Origin of the sequence: Paractinoplanes ferrugineus (assembly GCF_016862195.1) — a bacterium.
Lineage (GTDB): Bacteria > Actinomycetota > Actinomycetes > Mycobacteriales > Micromonosporaceae > Actinoplanes > Actinoplanes ferrugineus.
On record NZ_BOMM01000063.1, the window covers coordinates 97,442 to 114,170 of the forward strand.

At 70.4% G+C, this 16,729-nt stretch carries 16 protein-coding genes; 5 read left to right on the forward strand and 11 right to left on the reverse strand.

The annotated features are described in order from the left end of the window. Nucleotides 1-13: 13 nt before the first annotated feature. From Afe05nite_RS34830 to Afe05nite_RS34840, 3 genes are read right to left on the reverse strand one after another with little or no spacing between them, the layout of a single operon-like run. A complete protein-coding gene (locus tag Afe05nite_RS34830; RefSeq protein ID WP_203821590.1) occupies nt 14-802 on the reverse strand; it encodes an ABC transporter permease in 789 nt (262 codons plus the stop codon). Continuing rightward, on the reverse strand, nt 799-1,575 hold the full coding sequence (gene modA, locus Afe05nite_RS34835; protein WP_203821544.1) for a molybdate ABC transporter substrate-binding protein: 777 nt from the start codon (nt 1,573-1,575) through the stop codon (nt 799-801). The genes Afe05nite_RS34830 and modA overlap by 4 nt, the downstream gene beginning before the upstream one ends. Beyond that, on the reverse strand, nt 1,572-1,973 hold the full coding sequence (locus Afe05nite_RS34840; protein WP_203821545.1) for a TOBE domain-containing protein: 402 nt from the start codon (nt 1,971-1,973) through the stop codon (nt 1,572-1,574). Before Afe05nite_RS34840 ends, modA begins: the two co-directional genes overlap by 4 nt. A gap of 101 nt (nt 1,974-2,074) precedes the next feature. Between Afe05nite_RS34840 and Afe05nite_RS34845 the strand changes: the two genes are divergently transcribed. Then, nucleotides 2,075-3,052 carry a methyltransferase domain-containing protein gene (locus Afe05nite_RS34845; protein WP_203821546.1) on the forward strand — a complete coding sequence of 326 codons (978 nt, stop codon included), beginning with the start codon at nt 2,075-2,077 and terminating at the stop codon, nt 3,050-3,052. Here Afe05nite_RS34845 and Afe05nite_RS34850 read toward each other — a convergent pair. The 3 genes from Afe05nite_RS34850 to Afe05nite_RS34860 are packed head-to-tail and all read right to left on the reverse strand — an operon-like array spanning nt 3,046 to nt 6,435. Then, the gene (locus Afe05nite_RS34850; RefSeq protein ID WP_203821547.1) at nt 3,046-4,650 is read right to left on the reverse strand and encodes a methyl-accepting chemotaxis protein; all 1,605 of its coding nucleotides are present in this window, start codon (nt 4,648-4,650) and stop codon (nt 3,046-3,048) included. The genes Afe05nite_RS34845 and Afe05nite_RS34850 overlap by 7 nt on opposite strands. 47 nt (nt 4,651-4,697) lie before the next feature. Next, nucleotides 4,698-5,615 (reverse strand): aminoglycoside phosphotransferase family protein, encoded by a 918-nt coding sequence (locus Afe05nite_RS34855; protein ID WP_203821548.1) that lies wholly within the window; start codon nt 5,613-5,615, stop codon nt 4,698-4,700. Between the two features lie 10 nt (nt 5,616-5,625). Then, nucleotides 5,626-6,435 (reverse strand): PrsW family intramembrane metalloprotease, encoded by an 810-nt coding sequence (locus Afe05nite_RS34860; RefSeq protein WP_203821549.1) that lies wholly within the window; start codon nt 6,433-6,435, stop codon nt 5,626-5,628. Between the two features lie 175 nt (nt 6,436-6,610). Between Afe05nite_RS34860 and Afe05nite_RS34865 the strand changes: the two genes are divergently transcribed. The 3 genes from Afe05nite_RS34865 to Afe05nite_RS34875 all read left to right on the forward strand — a co-directional run bounded on the left by Afe05nite_RS34865 (nt 6,611) and on the right by Afe05nite_RS34875 (nt 9,075). Further along, entirely contained in the window at nt 6,611-7,378 is a 768-nt protein-coding gene (locus Afe05nite_RS34865; protein WP_203821550.1) for a hypothetical protein, read from the forward strand. A 60-nt stretch (nt 7,379-7,438) separates the two neighbouring features. Beyond that, on the forward strand, nt 7,439-8,266 hold the full coding sequence (locus Afe05nite_RS34870) for a Bcr/CflA family efflux MFS transporter (protein ID WP_239118423.1): 828 nt from the start codon (nt 7,439-7,441) through the stop codon (nt 8,264-8,266). Nucleotides 8,267-8,634: 368 nt separating this feature from the next. Next, on the forward strand, nt 8,635-9,075 hold the full coding sequence (locus Afe05nite_RS34875) for a hypothetical protein (RefSeq protein WP_203821551.1): 441 nt from the start codon (nt 8,635-8,637) through the stop codon (nt 9,073-9,075). 89 nt (nt 9,076-9,164) lie between these two features. Here the strand turns inward: Afe05nite_RS34875 and Afe05nite_RS34880 are convergent, their stop codons facing one another. The 4 genes from Afe05nite_RS34880 to Afe05nite_RS44195 form a co-directional block, all read right to left on the reverse strand. Next, a complete protein-coding gene (locus Afe05nite_RS34880) occupies nt 9,165-10,448 on the reverse strand; it encodes a multidrug effflux MFS transporter (protein ID WP_203821552.1) in 1,284 nt (427 codons plus the stop codon). Nucleotides 10,449-10,988: 540 nt separating this feature from the next. Continuing rightward, the gene (locus Afe05nite_RS34885; protein WP_203821553.1) at nt 10,989-11,810 is read right to left on the reverse strand and encodes an ATP-dependent DNA ligase; all 822 of its coding nucleotides are present in this window, start codon (nt 11,808-11,810) and stop codon (nt 10,989-10,991) included. A 134-nt stretch (nt 11,811-11,944) separates the two neighbouring features. Next, nucleotides 11,945-13,120, reverse strand: coding sequence for a zinc-dependent alcohol dehydrogenase (locus tag Afe05nite_RS34890; RefSeq protein WP_203821554.1), 1,176 nt, complete (start codon nt 13,118-13,120; stop codon nt 11,945-11,947). Next, the gene (locus Afe05nite_RS44195) at nt 13,117-14,121 is read right to left on the reverse strand and encodes an SRPBCC family protein (RefSeq protein WP_239118425.1); all 1,005 of its coding nucleotides are present in this window, start codon (nt 14,119-14,121) and stop codon (nt 13,117-13,119) included. Before Afe05nite_RS44195 ends, Afe05nite_RS34890 begins: the two co-directional genes overlap by 4 nt. A 253-nt stretch (nt 14,122-14,374) precedes the next feature. On the opposite strand from Afe05nite_RS44195, the gene Afe05nite_RS34900 reads away from it, so the two are divergent. Further along, on the forward strand, nt 14,375-15,484 hold the full coding sequence (locus Afe05nite_RS34900; protein ID WP_203821555.1) for a hypothetical protein: 1,110 nt from the start codon (nt 14,375-14,377) through the stop codon (nt 15,482-15,484). Nucleotides 15,485-15,489: 5 nt separating this feature from the next. Here Afe05nite_RS34900 and Afe05nite_RS34905 read toward each other — a convergent pair whose 3' ends face one another. After that, nucleotides 15,490-16,653: a site-specific integrase gene (locus Afe05nite_RS34905; protein WP_203821556.1), complete on the reverse strand. Its 1,164-nt coding sequence runs from the start codon at nt 16,651-16,653 to the stop codon at nt 15,490-15,492. Nucleotides 16,654-16,729: the final 76 nt, after the last annotated feature.

The following is a 16,729-nucleotide window of genomic DNA, read 5'->3' on the forward strand; positions in this document are numbered from 1 at the left end:
GGCCGCCGGTCGGTCACGCCGCGACCCACCTGTCGCGCAGGGCCGCCAGGATCGCGATCGAGACGACGAGCAGCACGAGGCTGAGCACGATGGCGGCGTCGACGTCCTGTTCGAGGGCGAGGTAGACGGCGAGCGGCATGGTCTGGGTGCGGCCGGGGAAGTTGCCGGCGAAGGTGATCGTCGCCCCGAACTCGCCCAGGGCCCGCGCCCAGCACAGCATCCCGCCCGCGGCCACCCCCGGCGCGATCAGCGGGAGGGTGACCCGCCGGAACGCCGTCCACCGGCCGGCGCCGAGCGTGGCGGCGGCCTCCTCGTAGCGGGCGTCGGCCCCGCGCAACGCCCCCTCCACGCTGATCACCAGGAACGGCATCGCCACGAACGCCTCGGCCACGACGACGCCGGCGGTGGTGAACGGCAGGCTCACCCCGAACGTGGTGTCGAGCCACGAGCCGAGCAGGCCGCGCCGCCCGAACACCAGCAGCAGCGCCACCCCGCCGACCACCGGCGGCAGCACCAGCGGCACGGTGACGAGGGCGCGCACGAGCCGGCGGCCGGGGAACTCGGTGCGGGCCAGCAGCCACGCCAGCGGCACGCCCAGGACCAGGCTGACCGCGGTCGCCAGGGTGGCGGTCAGCAGGGACAGCCGGAGCGCGGCGAGGATGCCGGGCTCGGTGAGCCGTTGCGGCAGGGTCGACCAGGGCGCCCGCCAGAGCAGCCCGAACAGGGGCAGGGTGAGGAACACCAGCCCGGCGACCGCGGGGATCGCCAGGGCCGGGGGAACCTTCGTCCGCCGCCTCTTTATGGCTTCTGGAACCCTGCGTCGACGAGCACGTCCAGCGCCGGACCGCTCCGCACGAACGTCACGAACGCGGCCGCGGCGGCCGGGTCGGGGGCGTTCTTCAGGGCCACGATCGGGTAGTCGTTGACGGCGCCGGCGGACTCGGGGAACTCGATCCCCTCGACGTCGCCGGCCGCGGCCTTCGCGTCGGTGCGGTAGACCAGGGCGGCGTCCACCTCGCCGAGCTTGACCTTGGACAGCGCCGACTTGACGTCCTGCTCCAGGGTGACCGGGGTGATCTCGACCGGGGCGGCGGCGAGGGCCTTCGCGGCGGCCGAGCCGCAGGGCACCTGCTCGGCGCAGAGCGCGACCTTCAGGCCGGGGCGGGTGAGGTCGGCGAGGGTCCGGATGCCCTTCGGGTTGCCCTTGGCGACCGCGATGACCAGTTGGTTGCGGACGAACGTGCGGGGCTCCCCGGCGGCGTCACCGGCCTCGGTGACGGTCTTCATGGTGGCCGGGCTGGCCGCCGCGAAGACGTCGGCGGGGGCACCGGCGATGATCTGCTGGGCGAGACCGGAGCTGCCCCCGTACGAGAAAGTGACCTTGACCCCGGGGTTCGCCGCCTCGAAGTCCTTGCCGATCCGGTTGAACGACTCGGTGAGCGACGCCGCGGCCAGGACCGTGAGGTTGCCCGACGCCGCGCCGGCCGAGGCCGACGCCGCCGGGGAGGCGGAGTCGCCGCAGCCGGAGACCGCCAGGACGGCCGCCAGTGCCGCCCCGATCAGGGTTTTCCTCATTTGTCGGCGTCCCCTCGTTCCACGACCACCGTGGTTGATTTGATCACGGCGACCGCCGGTGAGCCGACCTCGAGGCCCAACTCGTCGACGGCCTCCCGGCTCATCAGCGAGACCACCCGGAACGGGCCGGCCTGGATGTCGACCTGGGCCATCACCGAGTCGCGGGTGATGGCGGTGACGATGCCGCGCAGCCGGTTGCGCGCCGACGACCGGCGGGCCCCCGGATCGGGCTCGTCGGCCAGCGACCGGGCGAAGCCGGCGAGATCGGCGCCCCCGATGCTGCGGTGTCCGTGGTCGTCGCGGGCGGCGGCGAGCCGGCCCGCGTCGACCCAGCGCCGCACTGTGTCCACGCTGACGCCGAGCAGCTCGGCGGCCTCCCCGATGCGGTAGGTCGTCACCCCGTCCACTCTAGGGCCGCAAAAGCCAGGCGAGGAAGGTCCCTGGCCCCGCAAGTGCCCAAGCGTTGCACTCGTCACATCGGCGCCGTCATGCTTGTCGGGTGCCGGAACGGATCCACGAGGTAACCGCGTTTCTCGCCGAGGTGCTGACCCCGCGCGCCCCGCTCACCGTCATCGTCGACGGGGGTGACCACGGCGCCGCCGCCCGGTTCGCCGCGCGGCTCGCCGAAGCGTTCCCGCCGTCCGCCCGCGCCTGGACGGTCGACGCGGTGCTGGGACTCAGCGGGCCGTCGGGCGGCCGCTCCGACTCGGCGCTCAACGTGCTGGAGCCCGCCGCCGACCGGGTCTTCGTCTATCTACGCGGCCGCTCGACGGCCAACGGCGAGGGGGAGCGGCGCGCCCAGGTGGTGATCGACCACCACGATCCGCAGTGGCCGGTCATCCGGCACGTGCACCCGCGCCTGGCCGACCGCGAGCGGTGGTATTTGGCCGAGAGTCGCGCGTTCTTCGCCGTTCGCGCCGCCGGGTGGGACAGGAAGTTCGGCGACGACCTGCCGGCGTACGCGATGGCTGTCGAAACGGCCGCGCCGCGCCCCGGCGACCTCGCCCTCGACGTGGGTTGCGGCACCGGCCGCGCCCTGCCCGCCCTGGCCGCCGCGGTTGGACCGGGCGGCCGGGTGCTCGGTCTCGACCTGACCCCCGCGATGCTGCGGGCCGCCCGTGACGCCGGCCGCGACGAGGTGGCCGACCTGGTCATCGCCGACGCGCGCCGGTTGCCCGTGCCCGACGCGGCGGCCGGCGTGGTCTTCGCGGCCGGCCTCGTGCATCACCTGCCGAGCCCCAGTGCGGGCCTGACCGAGCTGGCCCGGGTGACCCGGCCCGGCGGCAAGCTGCTGATCTTCCACCCCACCGGCCGGGCCGCGCTGGCCGCCCGGCACGGTCGCAAGCTGGGCCCGGACGAGACGCTCGACCGGGAGATCCTGACGCCCCTGCTGGCCGGGGCCGGTTGGCACCTGACCCGCTACGAGGACCAGGAAGATCACTTCCTGGCCCTCGCCGAGCGGATCCGAGCTCAGTAGACGAACCGCGCCACGGTCACGTTGAGCTCCTGGGACATCCGGGAGAGCTCGGCCGCGGAGCGCTTGGCGTCCTCCACCGAGTCGGCGGTGAGCCGCGCGTTCGAGGCGACCGTCTCGATGCCGGAGTTGATCTGGATGGTGGCGCCGGCCGCCTCCGCCACGTTCCGGTTCATCTCGGCGGTGGTCGCGCTCTGCTCCTCGACCGCCGAGGCGATCGTCGTGGTGTAGTCGTTGATCCGGCCGATCACGTCGGCGATCTGCTCGATCGCGGTCACCGCCTGGCCGCTGTCGGCCTGGATCGCCTCGACCCGCCGGGAGATGTCCTCGGTCGCCCGCGCCGTCTCCTGGGCCAGGTCCTTGACCTCGCTGGCGACGACGGCGAAGCCCTTGCCCATCTCGCCGGCGCGGGCCGCCTCGATGGTAGCGTTCAGCGCGAGCAGGTTGGTCTGCTCGGCGATCGCGGTGATCACCTTGATCACGTCGCCGATCTGCCGGCTGGACTCGCCGAGCGTGGCGATCGTCTGGTTGGTCGCCTCGGCCACCACCACCGCCTCGCCGGCGACCTGGGCGGCCGCGTTCGCGCTCTGGGTGATCTCGGCGATCGCCGCGCCCATCTCCTCGGAGCCGGCCGCGACGGTGCTCACGCTCTGCGAGACCTCCTCGGAGGCGGTGGACACGGTGCGGGCCTGCGCCGAGGCGTCGTCGGCGTTCCGGCTGATCTGGTTGGCGATCGTCGAGGTCTCCTCGGCCGCCGCGGCCAGGCTCTGCGACGCCGCGCCGACCGTCGCGATGACGTCGCGGGTCTGCCGGACGGCGTCGTTCAGCAGGACGGCCATCTGCCCGACCTCGTCCCGCTGGCGGACGTCCGCCTCGACGGTCAGGTCACCCTTGGCGAGGGCGGCGAGCGAGCGCTTGACCCGTTCGAGCGGGCGCACGATCAGCCGGGCCACGTAGAGGCCGAGGCCCAGGGCCAGCAGGACGCCCACGATCAGCACGATGAGCACCAGCGTGCGGGCGGTCGAGGCGGCGGCGGCGCTCGTCTCGGCGGCCTGCTTCGCCTCGGCGAGCACGGTGGCGTTCTCGGTGTCGATGGCGTCGGCCGCCGCGTCGACCAACGGCTTGGCGTCCGAGCGGTAGGCCCGGTAGAACCCGTTGACGTCACCCTTGTCGGCCAGCGGCAGAAGCGTCTGCTCGGCCTCCTGCACCAGGGCGGCCGACTTGGTGGTGAAGGTCGCGACCGCCTCGGCGTTCGCCGCGAGGGGCTGGTAGGAGGCAATGTCCGCGGACAGGGTCGCCTTCTTCGTGGCGATTTCGTCGAGCAGGACCTTACGGGTCGCGGTGGACGCCCCGCCGTACTCCAGGTAGCGGGCGCGCAGGCCGTTGAAGGTGCGCTGGGCCGCGGACAGGCTGGTCAGCGGGGCCACGTCGTCGGTGTAGAGCGACTGGGTGTTCGTGCTGAGCACCTGGAGCTCGAGCATGCCGGTGACGCCGATCGTCACCGCCGCCGCGGCGGCCACGCTCACACTGGCGATGATCTTGGTGTTGACTCCGAGGTCGGCGAACGTGCGTCGGCGGGTGGCGACGGCGGGGGTCTGCATATGCGTCTCTTCGGTCGCGTATGGCGCCGGATGAGAGGTAGAGGTGTTTAAAGGTCGGCTAGTTCCCGCTCGAGCAGGCCGGTCAGATAGTCGTGCCGGCCGTCGGCGCGCTCGATGCCCCGGCTCGGTCCCTCGGCGATCATCAGCGTGTAGAGGTGCACCCGGTAGAGGGCGAGCCGGACGCGGGCCGAGTCGTCGAACGGCTCGGGCTGATAGCCGGCCAGGAACGGGTGGTCCGGGACCTCCTCGATGCGGTGGAACAGCGCCGGCGACACGAAGTCGAGCAGCGGATCGCCGTAGAGGTGGCGCTCGCCGTCGACCAGCCCGGTCAGCGCGCCGTCCGGGCCGACCAGCACGTTGCCGTCCCACAGGTCGAAGTGCAGCAGCGCCGGCCGGGTCACCGCGGCCAGCACGTCGTGGTGGCGGGCGACGACCCCGTCCAGTGCGGGCAGCGGCACGTCCCAGTCGGCGGCGTCGGCCCGCAGGTCGTCGATGATCGCGGCGAACGCGGTCGGCCAGTCGTCGCCCCTGGCCCGCTCGCCGGTGTAGCCGAAGTGGCGGCCGGTGATCGTGTGCACCCGGCGGATCGCGGCGCCGAGCTCGGTGCGGGCGCGGACCGAGTCGTGGCCCGCCAGCGGCGAGCCGGGCAGCATCGACGTGATGATCCAGCCCGGCTCGACGGCCAGCACCTCGGGCACCGGCACACCGGGCGCCCCCGCGGCCACCGACGCGAAGTAATCCGCCTCGGCCGGGATCAGCCCGGCCTCGTACCGGAGCAGGCGAGCCGTCGCCGGCGGCGCCACCTTGACCACCACCGGCCGCCCGTCGGCCAGGTCCGCCCGCCAGACCGAGGCGAACGTGCCCCCGCTGAGCTCCTCGGCGCCGGCCAGGCCGGCGCCGAGACCCCGCGAGACGATGGCGGCGATGTCCGTCTCGGACAGCACGGGCTGGGTGGGGCTACGCATGCTGGTGAATCTAGACGGTCACCGGCTGCCCGAATCGCCCGCCGAGCGTGTGCTCGCTGAAGGCGCGGTAGCGCGCCAGCTCGATGAACAGCCAGCCGAGGCTGATCAGACCCAGGATGATGTACGCCCACAGCCCGCTGAACGTGTCCCAGCAGGTGTGCAACGCGACCGCCCCGACGAAGGTGAGCAGGAACTGGACCAGTCGTTTGCCGCTCGGGGCGGCGATCAGGGCCCACAGCGCGCCCGCGGTCAGCCCGGTCCACGCGGTGTGCCCGGCCGGCGAGGTCAGGCCGCGTACGAACAGCGTCTCCTCGACGTCGCCGATGTTGCCCTGGGAGGAGAGCAACGCGGTGAACGCGTACCCCATGGTCTCGAGCGCGGCGAACCCCATGCCCGACGCCACCCCGATGATCAGCCCGTCCGACGGCAGTCGGCGCTGATGCCGCGACAGGATCCAGAAGAGCAGCACGACCGGCACGATCAGCTTCGCCGACTCCTCGATGACCGCGACCAGCACCATCGGCAGCACGCCGAGCCCGCGCAAGGTGTTGTACTCCAGCGTGCCGGCCACCACGATGCCGATCACCCCACCGAAGAACGCCGCCGTGACCAGCGCCGACGCCGGCACCTCCCAGCGCCCGGTGCGCGCCTGCGCGAAGGTGAGGAAGGAGAGCGGCACGACCGTCGCGCCGAGCAGGATGAGGGCAGGGACGAAGTTGGGGTTCTGCGTGTGGACCAGGGTCCGCAACACCACGACATAGAGAATCAGCCCGGTGATCAGGACACCGAGCCACGCCCACCGGCGAGAACGATCGCGCATGGCCAAAGTCTTTTTGCCGGGGGCGCTCCCGTCAATCGGTGATCGCCTCGTTCTGCTCTCGATACACCTGTGCGTGGTGCAACAGTTGCCATCAGCAATAAAATGACTGCCGCGGACACCGGCGCTCCGGTTCGATACAGTCACGGTCCACTTTTTCGAACAGGGACCGTGTCACATGGAAGAGCAAAGCCCTCAGCCGCCCGCCGGCGGCACCGAGCCGGCGGGACGGGCCAAGGCCCGGCCGTGGATGGTCGTGGTGGCGGCGGTGGCCGGGGTGCTGCTCTGCGGGGGTGGCGGGGCGTTCGCCGTCACCCGGGTGGTGGCGTTCGGGGCCGAGCGGGACGAGGCGGGCCGGGCCGGGCCGGCCGGCGTGGCCTCGGTGCCGTCGGCGCCGCCGGTGGGGGCGTCGCCCGGAGCGTCGGCCACCCCGGTGGGGCCGCGGGCCGGCGCCGGTGCGGTTCGTGGCGACGACGATCTCGGCCGGGTCTGCGACGGGTGGTTCTACCCGACGTCGCCCAGGTTCGCCGGTAAGGCGCCGCACCAGATCACAGTCGGGGTGGTCGATTCGAAGGCGCTGCCCAGCCGGCACGTCAAGTCGTCGGTCGACGTGCCCGACCTGCGGAACTGGCGGGCCTGGACCCCGGCCGACCCGGCCCGGACCCAGCTGGTCGGCTGTGTCGACCTGGCCGGCGTCGGGGAGACGGTGCGGACCTGCAAGTTCGACGACCCGGAGCCGAAGACGCCGGCGCTCCGGAAGGCGACCTACCGGGTCCGGCTCTTCGAGACGGCCACCGGCCGGAAGCTGCTCGACAAGTCGGCGGTCGACGGCGCCGACCAGGACTGCCCGAGCGTGGCCTTCCTGGTGGGCGGGGAGCCGCTGGCGTCGACGGTGAGCGACCGGCAGCTGTACGAGCTGTTCCGCCCGTACGTCATGCGGAAATAGGAATTGTGAGGAGGATGACCGGGCGGAATCTCGCGCGGGCCGGCGGACTTGTCACCAGTCGTGGCAAAGACTGAGACTCCCACCCAGCTGCCCGCCGTCGATCTTTCCCCGGGGGAACTGATCCCCCGGGGGCGCCGTTTTCGCATCGTGCTCGTGCTCGGGTTCCTGACCGCGCTCGGACCGCTCACGATCGACATGTACCTTCCGTCGCTGCCGACGATCACCACCGACCTGCACGCGAGCGCGGCCTCGGTGCAGCTCACGCTGACCGGCACGCTCATCGGGCTGGCGCTCGGGCAGCTGATCGTGGGGCCGCTCTCCGACTCGCTCGGCCGGCGGTTGCCGCTGCTGGCCGGCATCGCGGTGCACATCCTCGCGTCGGTGCTGTGCGTGATCGCGCCCAACCTGCCCCTCCTCGGCACGCTTCGGGTGCTGCAGGGGCTCGGCGCGGCGGCGGCCTCCGTGGTCGCGATGGCGATCGTGCGTGACCTGTTCAACGGGCTGGCGGCGGCCCGGCTGTTCTCCCGGCTGATGCTTGTCGTCGGGGTGGCGCCGATCCTCGCGCCGACCGTCGGTGGACTGGTTCTGGAGTGGACGTCCTGGCACGGCGTGTTCGTGGTGCTGACCGTGATCGGCGTCGTGCGGCTGGCGGCGACCGCGCTCGTGCTGCCGGAAACACTGCCGCCGGCGGCCCGGCGCGGCGGCCAGGTGCTGCGCGACTACGGGCGGATGTTCACCGACCGGGCCTACGTCGGCCTGATCCTGGTGGCCGGGTTCGCCTTCTCGGCGCTCTTCGCCTACGTCAGCGGCTCCAGCTTCGTGAAGGATTTCAAAGTGCAGAAGCTCGCCGGGCCGCGGGCATGGGGGCTGGCGGCCGCCAGCGCCTGATCTGAGCTGGGGCGAGCGCTGGAAGACACCCCTCCCGGCAGGTATTGGGGCTTGACCAAACGCAACGTGCTTGCGCGACGGGTAGAGGAGCCGGCGACAGTGAATATTTTCCGTGTTTGACCTAATACATCAACATCAAGCCCGTGCATTTCGTAATCACGCCGACACCCAGCGCGTCGACCGCCTCGTTTCCCCTCTCCTCGCTCGCCCCTGGTTCAACACACCAGGCCCCATCGGCTACTCCGGCTTCCTCGCCGAGCATGCCTGCCATTACTGGGAGCGTAGGCGTACCGACGACCGCTCCCGTACACATCGTCGAGGACAGCACTACGAACCCGTGGGACGTCGCGGCGGTCACCTCGGGTGTATTGATCGGGCTGATCTCGCTCGCAATAGCGGGATGGGCACTCAAGAAGTCGAACGACGCGCAGAACGCGATCGGGGCTGAGCGGCGCCGGACGTTCGAGCTGGAAGTACTTCGCGAGCTGATCATGTCGTTCGACGACAACGCCGAACGCTGGCCGAAGATCGCGGACGCCCCGATCCTCCTCGATCTGCAATTCGGCGGGCGTCTCGCGTTACTACCGCCGTACGAATTGCCCCAGTGGCGGAAGATCGCCAAACTCGCGAACGTCGAGGACGTCGCCGAAGCAGTTGGCATCGAGCGCGGTAAGGCAGTGAAGTGGAACGTCCAGTCTGACCGGCAGTTTCCGAGTCCGTCGCCCGAGCTCCTGCTCGCCCTCCGCAAGGCAATGTACGACGACGTAATTTCCGCGATCGAACGTCGCATGAACGACCGCGACAGCTAGAAAGCGACGGACCCAGCGGGCTCACGATACGCCCGCTCCTACTCAAATGAGGAGCGGGCGTATCACGGTCGCGAGGATTCCGAGAAACTTTAGTGGGCGACAGCCACGACGACCGTTTCCGGCTGCTCGGCGGGAAGCCGGTGCGGTTGGACGACGAGGAAGCAGACGAGGGTGGCGGCGAGCATGCCACCGAACACCACGACTGCCATGGCGACCGCGCCGACGCCGAGGATGCCGACCAGGGGTGCGGCGAGGGCTCCGACGCCGAATTGGACGGCGCCGAGCAGGGCTGCGGCGGTGCCGGCTGCTTCACCGTGGCGGGACAGGGCGAGGGCGGGGGCGTTGGGCATGGCGAGTCCGACCATGGCCAGGACCAGCCAGAGCGGGATCAGGATGCCGACCAGGCCGCCTGTTTTGGTGGCGGCGAGGATCAGCAGCACGAGGCCGAAGCCGAGCCCAGCGACCAGGGAACCGGCGAGGATTTGCTGGGGTGTCCAACGGCGCAGTAGCCGCACATTGAACTGGGTGGCGCCGATCAGACCCACAGCGCCGCCGGCGAACACGTAGGCGAACTGTTGTTCGCTGAGGCCGAAGCCGTCTTGCAAAACGTAGGATGAGCCGCTGACGTAGGCGAACAGGGCGGCCATCGCGAGGCCGGCGACCAGGATCAGCCCTAAGTACACCCGGTCGGTCAGCAGCCTTCCGTAGTCACGGACGGTGCCGGTGATCCCGCCGTTGCGCCGACGCTCGGACGGCAGGGTCTCAGGCAGCACGATTGCAGTGGCCGCCAGGATCGCGGCGGCGGCGACGGTGAGCACGACGAACACGCCGCGCCACGAGGTGAACTGCAGTGTTTGTCCGCCGATGGTGGGGGCGAGAATCGGGGCGACGCCGACCACGAGCATCAGCCGGGAGAACAGTTTCGCGGCGGCGAATCCGCTGAACAGGTCGCGGACGATCGCCATCGCTACCACTGCGGCTGCGGCTGCGCCGAGGCCCTGCAGCACGCGCAGGGAGCCGAGGATCGCGAGGTTCGGTGCGATCACGCACAGCAGTGAGGCGATCAGGTGCACGCCGACGCCGGCGAGTAGCGGCGCCCGCCGTCCCGCGGCGTCGGACAGCGGGCCGATCAGCAGCTGTCCCAGGGCTAGGCCGACGAGGGTGCCGGTCAGGGTGAGCTGAACGGCGGCCGGGGTGGCTCCGAAGTCTTCGGTGATGGTGGGTAGCGCGGGCAGGTACATGTCGATGGTGAGCGGACCGAGCGCGGTGAGGAAGCCGAGCACGAGGACAATCCGGAAGCGTCGTCCCGAGGGGAGCAGCTCTCCCGGAGAAGGGTCGGCTTCGGGCGGGGTTACGGTGCGAGTCTCAGCCACACCTCAGCGCAAGTCGTTGCTTGCTCAGTTTCTTCCTCCCGGACCCATCATGGTAATAACGGTCACAAGACCGGGAGTATGGCCTCCTAGCAGCTGATATTCCGCTTGCGCTGCCGCCGCTGGACTTCTCCGCGCGCCGTCTGGGTGATCGCAGCGGTCAAGATGTCGTGGCGAGCACGGGCTCGGTTCATTTCCCGCCGGGGCGGATCTTGTCTGGCTCGTGATTGCTGTACGTCGTTATGACCCGCGCCCGCCACCAAGCCCACATCGTCGTTCCAGCAACGCCTCACCCGTTGTGGCGACCTCTCGTCGAGGCCTGCGAGACGAGCCTGGCGGTCATTCAAGCTCCCGGATCGGGCTAGTCGGCAGTCAGTTCGCGCTCCGGTCGACCACATCCGAGCCCGGCGGTTCAAGGGTGAGTCTGCCCCCGCTAGCGGCAGCCCCGCCGCCTCTCTACTCGGCGGTTGCGTTCAGGCGGCAACTAGTGGCCGGGCCGGGACCCTTCGGTGGTCGAATCGTTCGGCGACGGTGGCTGATCGCCTACGGCTGCCACGGCTCCACGTCAGCAGTATTGAGGTCGGCGCGGATGCGCAGGTACCGGACGGGATGGCGGTATCGGCCCTGGTCGTACGCCTGGTCGACCACGATCTCGGCGATCAGCAACGGCTTGACTTGGACGTAGGGCTGTGGCTCGCGTCGATCGAGCTGGCCGATCCAGGCCGCGGGCAGCGGCTGCGGCCACGGGTGGGCGCCGGTCGGAGTGGTGAGCAGTTGGGCGATCTCCTGGCGCTGGCTCAGCGCGAGCGGCACGGTCCGGGCGATGTAGCGCAGCCGGCGGCTGCGGCCGTCGATGCGGCCGAGCAGCAGGGCCCGCGGGTCTTCGAGGGCACCGGTGATCCCGCCGACGATCGCCTCGACGGTGACCCTTCTCTTGTATTTCCACCAGGAGGATCCCTGGCCGCCGACGCGATAGACCGAGGCCAGGTCCTTGACGACCAGGCCCTCGGCGCCGGTCACGCCGAGCTCGTCGAACCAGGTGCGGGCCAGCTCGACGTCGAGGGTCTGCGGGCATAGCGTCAGGGTGGGCGGCGCGTCGGTGAGCAGGTCCTCGAGTCGCGACCGCCGCTGGCGCAGCGGCAGGCCGGTGAGATCGTCTCCGGCGTCGGCGAGCACGTCGAACAACACGAGGTTCGCCGGCCGGGCTACGGCCTCACGGGCAAGGCGGCGCCCGGCGGTGATCCGGCCCAGCAGTGCCGGGAACACCGTGCTGCCCGCCTCGGTGTCAAAAATGACAAGCTCGCCGTCGACCACGGTGCCCGGCGGCAAGCTCTCGCGTACCGCGGTGGCGACATCTGCTGGCAACGTCGGATATCGGAAGTACAGGAGTTGAAAGCGTGATGGCCGTGCCGACTCGGGTGGTGCTTAGCTACGGGCTACCGGATGGAGTTCGCATCCGGCCACCCGAGAGCTAGCGGTGGCCGGATGCGGTTGGGTGGTCAGGGTTTGAGGACGATCTTCTCGCAGTTGTCCTGCTTGTTCTTGAAGATGTCGAAGCCGTGTTCGGCCTGGTCGAGCGGCAGGGTGTGGGTAATGATCCGGGTCGGGTCGATCTCGCCGCGTTCGATGCGCTGCAGCAGGGGCTTCATGTAGCGCTGCACGTGGCACTGCCCGGTGCGCAGGGTCAGGGAGCGGTTCATCCAGGCGCCCGTGGGGAACTTGTCCATCAGTCCGCCGTAGACGCCGATCACGGAGACGACGCCGCCGCTGCGGCAGGACATGATCGCCTGGCGCAACGCGTGCGGGCGTTCAGTCTCCGAGCGTACGGCCTGCTTGACCCGGTCGTAGGCGGCGATGTGCGCACTGCCATGGGTGGCTTCCATACCGACCGCGTCGATGCACTTGTCCGGCCCCCGGCCGCCGGTCAGTTCCAGCAGCGTTGAGCGCACGTCGACCTCGTCGAAGTTCACCGGGATGTGGCCGGCCCGTTCGGCCATCTGCAGCCGGTAGGGCTCCTTGTCAATGGCGATGACCTTCGCGGCACCGAGCACCCGGGCGCTGTCCATGGCGAACTGCCCGACCGGGCCGGCGCCCCACACCGCCACCACGTCGGACGGCTGGATGTCGCACATCTCGGCGCCCATGTAACCGGTGGGCAGGATGTCGGACAGGAACAGCACCTGCTCGTCGGTGAGGTCGGACTCGATTTTCAGCGGGCCGACGTCGGCGAACGGCACCCGCGCGTACTGCGCCTGCCCGCCGGCGAAGCCGCCGGTCAGATGCGAGTACCCGAAGATTCCTGCGGTGGGGTGGCCGAACATCTTCTCCGAGATGCCGGCGTTCGGGTTGGTGTTCTCGCAACAGGAGTACAGCTCGGCGGCGCAGGCGCCGCAGGCGCCGCAGGCGATCGGGAACGGTACGACGACCCGGTCGCCGACCCGCAGCTTGTCCGCGGACACCCCGGATCCGACCTCGATCACCTCGCCCATGAACTCGTGGCCGAGGATGTCCCCGTCTTGCATGGTGGGGACGTAGCCGTCGACCAGGTGCAGGTCGGAGCCGCAGATCGCGGTGGAGGTGATCCGGACGATGGCGTCGCGGTTGTTCAGGATCTTGGGGTCCGGCACGTCGCGGACCTCGACCTTGTTACGGCCGGCCCAGGTGTTCGCCCTCATGCCTCTGCTCCCTTCTCCAGCTCGGCGTCCGACAGCGGTTGCGCCGGGCGTTGCGGGAATTCCTTGCGGGCGCGTTTGCCCCACGGGGCGCCGTCGGAGCGGACCACCTCGCCGGTCTCCAGGACCTGCTTGAACCGGCGCAGGTCGTCGTCGAGCTGCTGGTGCGGTTCCTCGCCGAAGTACTTCGCGACCGCCTTGCCGACCGCGCCGCCGGGAATGTCGTAGACCAGCACGACGTGCACCTCGGTGCTCACCCCGTCCGGGGCGGGCACGAACCGAACCGTGCCGGCATTGGGCACCTTGGCATCGCCGGTCGAGCGCCAGGCGATCTTCTCGCCCGGCGTCTCCTCGGTAATCTCCGCGTCCCACTCCACATCGGAGCCGAACGGTGCGGAGGCGGACCAATGGCTGGTCCGGTCACCGGTGGTACGCACCTGCTCGAGGTGCGCCATGAACGTCGGAAGGTTCTGCAGGTCGCGCCAGAATGCGTACACCTCCGACGCGGGTCTGCGGATGGTTGTCGTGGCTGTCAGATCCATGGATCCTCCTTCGCGTTCTCTGCGCGCGCTCCGCGCCGTCGGCGCGGAGCCGGTCTTGCTCGTCTGGGTTGCCCGCACCGCGGTCAGCAGGTCCAGCGCCGTGATCCCGGCGATGGCGCCGGTGACGGCGAGGAGCCGCCGTCGGCGGTGCCCGTCGCGGTGGGCGATGGCCATGGCGAGCGCGGTGAGGTCCATCGCGTCGCCGGCGACCCGGGTCCACGCCCAGACGTTCTTGCGCCGGCTCGTCAGGAGCCCGGCCCCATGGACCAGTTCCCGGGCTCCGACCAGTGGTACGACAGTCCTCGACGTGGCGGAGTCGTCCACCCCGCTGATCCTGCGCACCGTGTCCGGCGCGGCCAGCTGGGCCACGCCCAGACCGAGACTCATCCAGCCCAGTCCGCGGCCACGCCGCTGCACCTCGTCCTGCCGTGCCTCTGATTCTCGAGTTGCCAGTTGCGTCATGGCAGCCTCCGTATCCGATCGCACCCTGCCGAACGTCCCGGTGCACCGTGACCCGGGGCGCGTCTGATTTGACTCGCGTACCCCTCCGAATGCCACCGAAACGGATGCATCCTCTCGTGACCCATCCGTGGTGCTGAGCCGAAATGGACAGACTTTTCGGAAGTTGACCGCAAGGTCCTTCCCGGGTAGACCGGGGCATGTGCCCGGACCGGACTGTCGCCGGGCGAGGGCGAGCTGACGGCGAGGAGCGACGATGACCCATGGTGGACCGCACCGTCCGGAGATCGTCGTCGGACTGGTGGCAACCCCGCCGGACCACCCAGCTCGGGTCACCGCGCAGCTGCGCGCCGAGCTGGCCGGCCGACTCGCCGAGCGGGTGGACGCCGACGCGCGTTGGATTGTCCGGGAAGGCTGGGGTGACGTGGCGCCGCGCCGTGACGGTGGCGCCGACGCGCTGCTCGACGACTTGGCTCAGCGGCATACCGACGATGGTTGGGACGTCGCGGTCTGTCTCACCGATCTGCCGTTGCACACCGACCGGATGCCGCTGGTCGCGCAGACCTCCGCCCGGCGCCGAGCCGTTCTCGTATCGTTGCCCGCGCTCGGGCTGCGCCAATTGCCTGCCGTCCGCGCGGTCGTCCCGGACCTCGTGGGACGGATACTCACCGACGCCTCCGATGAGCGGGTGCCGCCGTCCGCTCGGGAACCGGCCGAGCTGGCAAGCCAGGTCACCGCCGTGCACCGGGCGCACGGCGAGGGCGACTCCGGAGAGTGGCGCTACGTCGCCTCCCGGCTGACCGGCCGGATGCGGCTACTGGCCGGAATGGTCCGCGCGAACCGCCCCGGGCGCGCTCTGTTGGGCCTGTCCAAACTGCTGGTCGGCGCGTTCGGCACAGCTGCGTTCGCGCTCACCACCAGCACCATCTGGCAGATGGGCGATGCCCTCGGCCCCCTACGCCTCACCGTGATCATGCTGCTCGGTCTGATCGCGCTGGTGGCCTGGCTGATCATCGCGCACGACCTGTGGGAGAAGCCGGACCGGGACACGTCGCCCGAGCTGGCCCGGATGTTCAACTGGGGCACCGTCCTCACCCTCGCTCTGGCCACCGCGGTGTCCTACGTTGTGCTTTTCGTCGGAACGGCACTCGCCGCGGCACTACTGATCGACAACTCCGTGCTGGAACAGACCCTGCAACGACCGGCCCATGCCACCGACTACCTGACCCTCGCCTGGATCATCAGCTCCCTGGCCACCGTCGGCGGTGCGATCGGCTCAGGACTCGAAGACGAGGAAACGGTCCGGGCCGCCGCCTACGGATACCACCCTGAACCCGACGGCTGGCAGGACCAGAAGGCTCGCTAACCCCGTCAGGGCGACGCGATGCCGGCGGTCCTGGCGGCGTAGGCGTGCCAGTCTCCCGCGGCCGCGCGTTGCCAGTCCACGGCGCTACTGATGTCAATGCCCAGGCAGCGGGCGAGCAGACCCGCGGGCAGGTCGACGGCGAGCTGGAACAGGGCGGCGGTGCGGGCGGCGTGGGTGGACATGCTCAGCGCAGCGAGGCGTTTGCGCAGCATGCCCGCACTGATCGGCTGGTTCCATGGACGGCCGGGAAAAATCCACGGCGTCGCGGCGCGATCGGTGCCGGCACGCTCGGCCACAAGCCGGGCGAAGAGGTCGGCCACGGCCGGTGGCAGGTCGATCGGAGTGGTGCCGAAGGTGATCCGGACACCGCCGGAGCCGCTGTCGAGATGGTCGAACCGCAGCAGCCGGATCCGTGCCGCGGTCTGCGCGTATAGCACGACGAGCAGGCCGGCGAGGCGGTCTTCGGTGGGCACGGCATCGTCGTGCAGCAGGCGGCGAGCCAGAGCCCATCGATGGTCGTGATCGATGCGGCTGCCGGGTCCTGCCCACTGCTGCACGGGGATGGCCACGGTGGTGAGTCGCTCGCGGCGGGCCCACCGCAGGAACAGGCCGAGCTCGGCGCGCCGAGCAACGCGGTGGCCGGCGAGCCACTCGTCGATGTCGGCCTGTCGTAGGTCGGCGAGGGTGTGCCCGGATTCGGCGAGGGTGGCCAGGACTGCGGCCGCCGCTCGGACGTGGTTACGGATGGGTGCGGCTTGTCCGTCGGTTGCCGGCTTCTGCAGGCCGGTCCGGGCCCGCAGCTTGCGTAGGTGGTACCAGACGGCGTAGCGGTACAAGATGGTGCGTTGCTTCGGGTCCGCGATGGCGGCGACAGCCCGGTTCATCCACTGCTCGAGACGCCGGAGGTGTTCGTCGTGCGTCGGCAGCACTCCGGCAGCGACCAGTATCCGCCGCACATATCGGACGGTCTTGGTGTCCGGGATCTGGTCCAGTCCTTCATGGGATAGCTCCACGGCGCCGGCGGCCAGATCTCGCAGCAGGGCCTTTGCGGCAGGGCGCCGGGCCAACCAGGTTCGGACGCTGCCGGGCCGATCGACTCTCCGCCACCACACCAGAAGCGGTACCAACTCGGGTCGTACCTGGTCGCCGACGGTCAGCAGCGGCTGCACGATCGCGATGAGCCGACAGCTCGGGCAGGCACTTTCAGTCGGTTGGGCCGAACCACATGACGGGCACTTATGCCGC

Excerpts from the sequence above, each read along its gene's own strand:
- modA (WP_203821544.1), bottom strand. The coding sequence starts at position 1,575 with ATGAGGAAAACCCTGATCGGGGCGGCACTGGCGGCCGTCCTGGCGGTC.
- Afe05nite_RS34850 (WP_203821547.1), bottom strand. The coding sequence starts at position 4,650 with ATGCAGACCCCCGCCGTCGCCACCCGCCGACGCACGTTCGCCGACCTC.
- Afe05nite_RS34855 (WP_203821548.1), bottom strand. The coding sequence starts at position 5,615 with ATGCGTAGCCCCACCCAGCCCGTGCTGTCCGAGACGGACATCGCCGCC.
- Afe05nite_RS34860 (WP_203821549.1), bottom strand. The coding sequence starts at position 6,435 with ATGCGCGATCGTTCTCGCCGGTGGGCGTGGCTCGGTGTCCTGATCACC.
- Afe05nite_RS34865 (WP_203821550.1), top strand. The coding sequence starts at position 6,611 with ATGGAAGAGCAAAGCCCTCAGCCGCCCGCCGGCGGCACCGAGCCGGCG.
- Afe05nite_RS34890 (WP_203821554.1), bottom strand. The coding sequence starts at position 13,120 with ATGAGGGCGAACACCTGGGCCGGCCGTAACAAGGTCGAGGTCCGCGAC.
- Afe05nite_RS44195 (WP_239118425.1), bottom strand. The coding sequence starts at position 14,121 with ATGACGCAACTGGCAACTCGAGAATCAGAGGCACGGCAGGACGAGGTG.
- Afe05nite_RS34900 (WP_203821555.1), top strand. The coding sequence starts at position 14,375 with ATGACCCATGGTGGACCGCACCGTCCGGAGATCGTCGTCGGACTGGTG.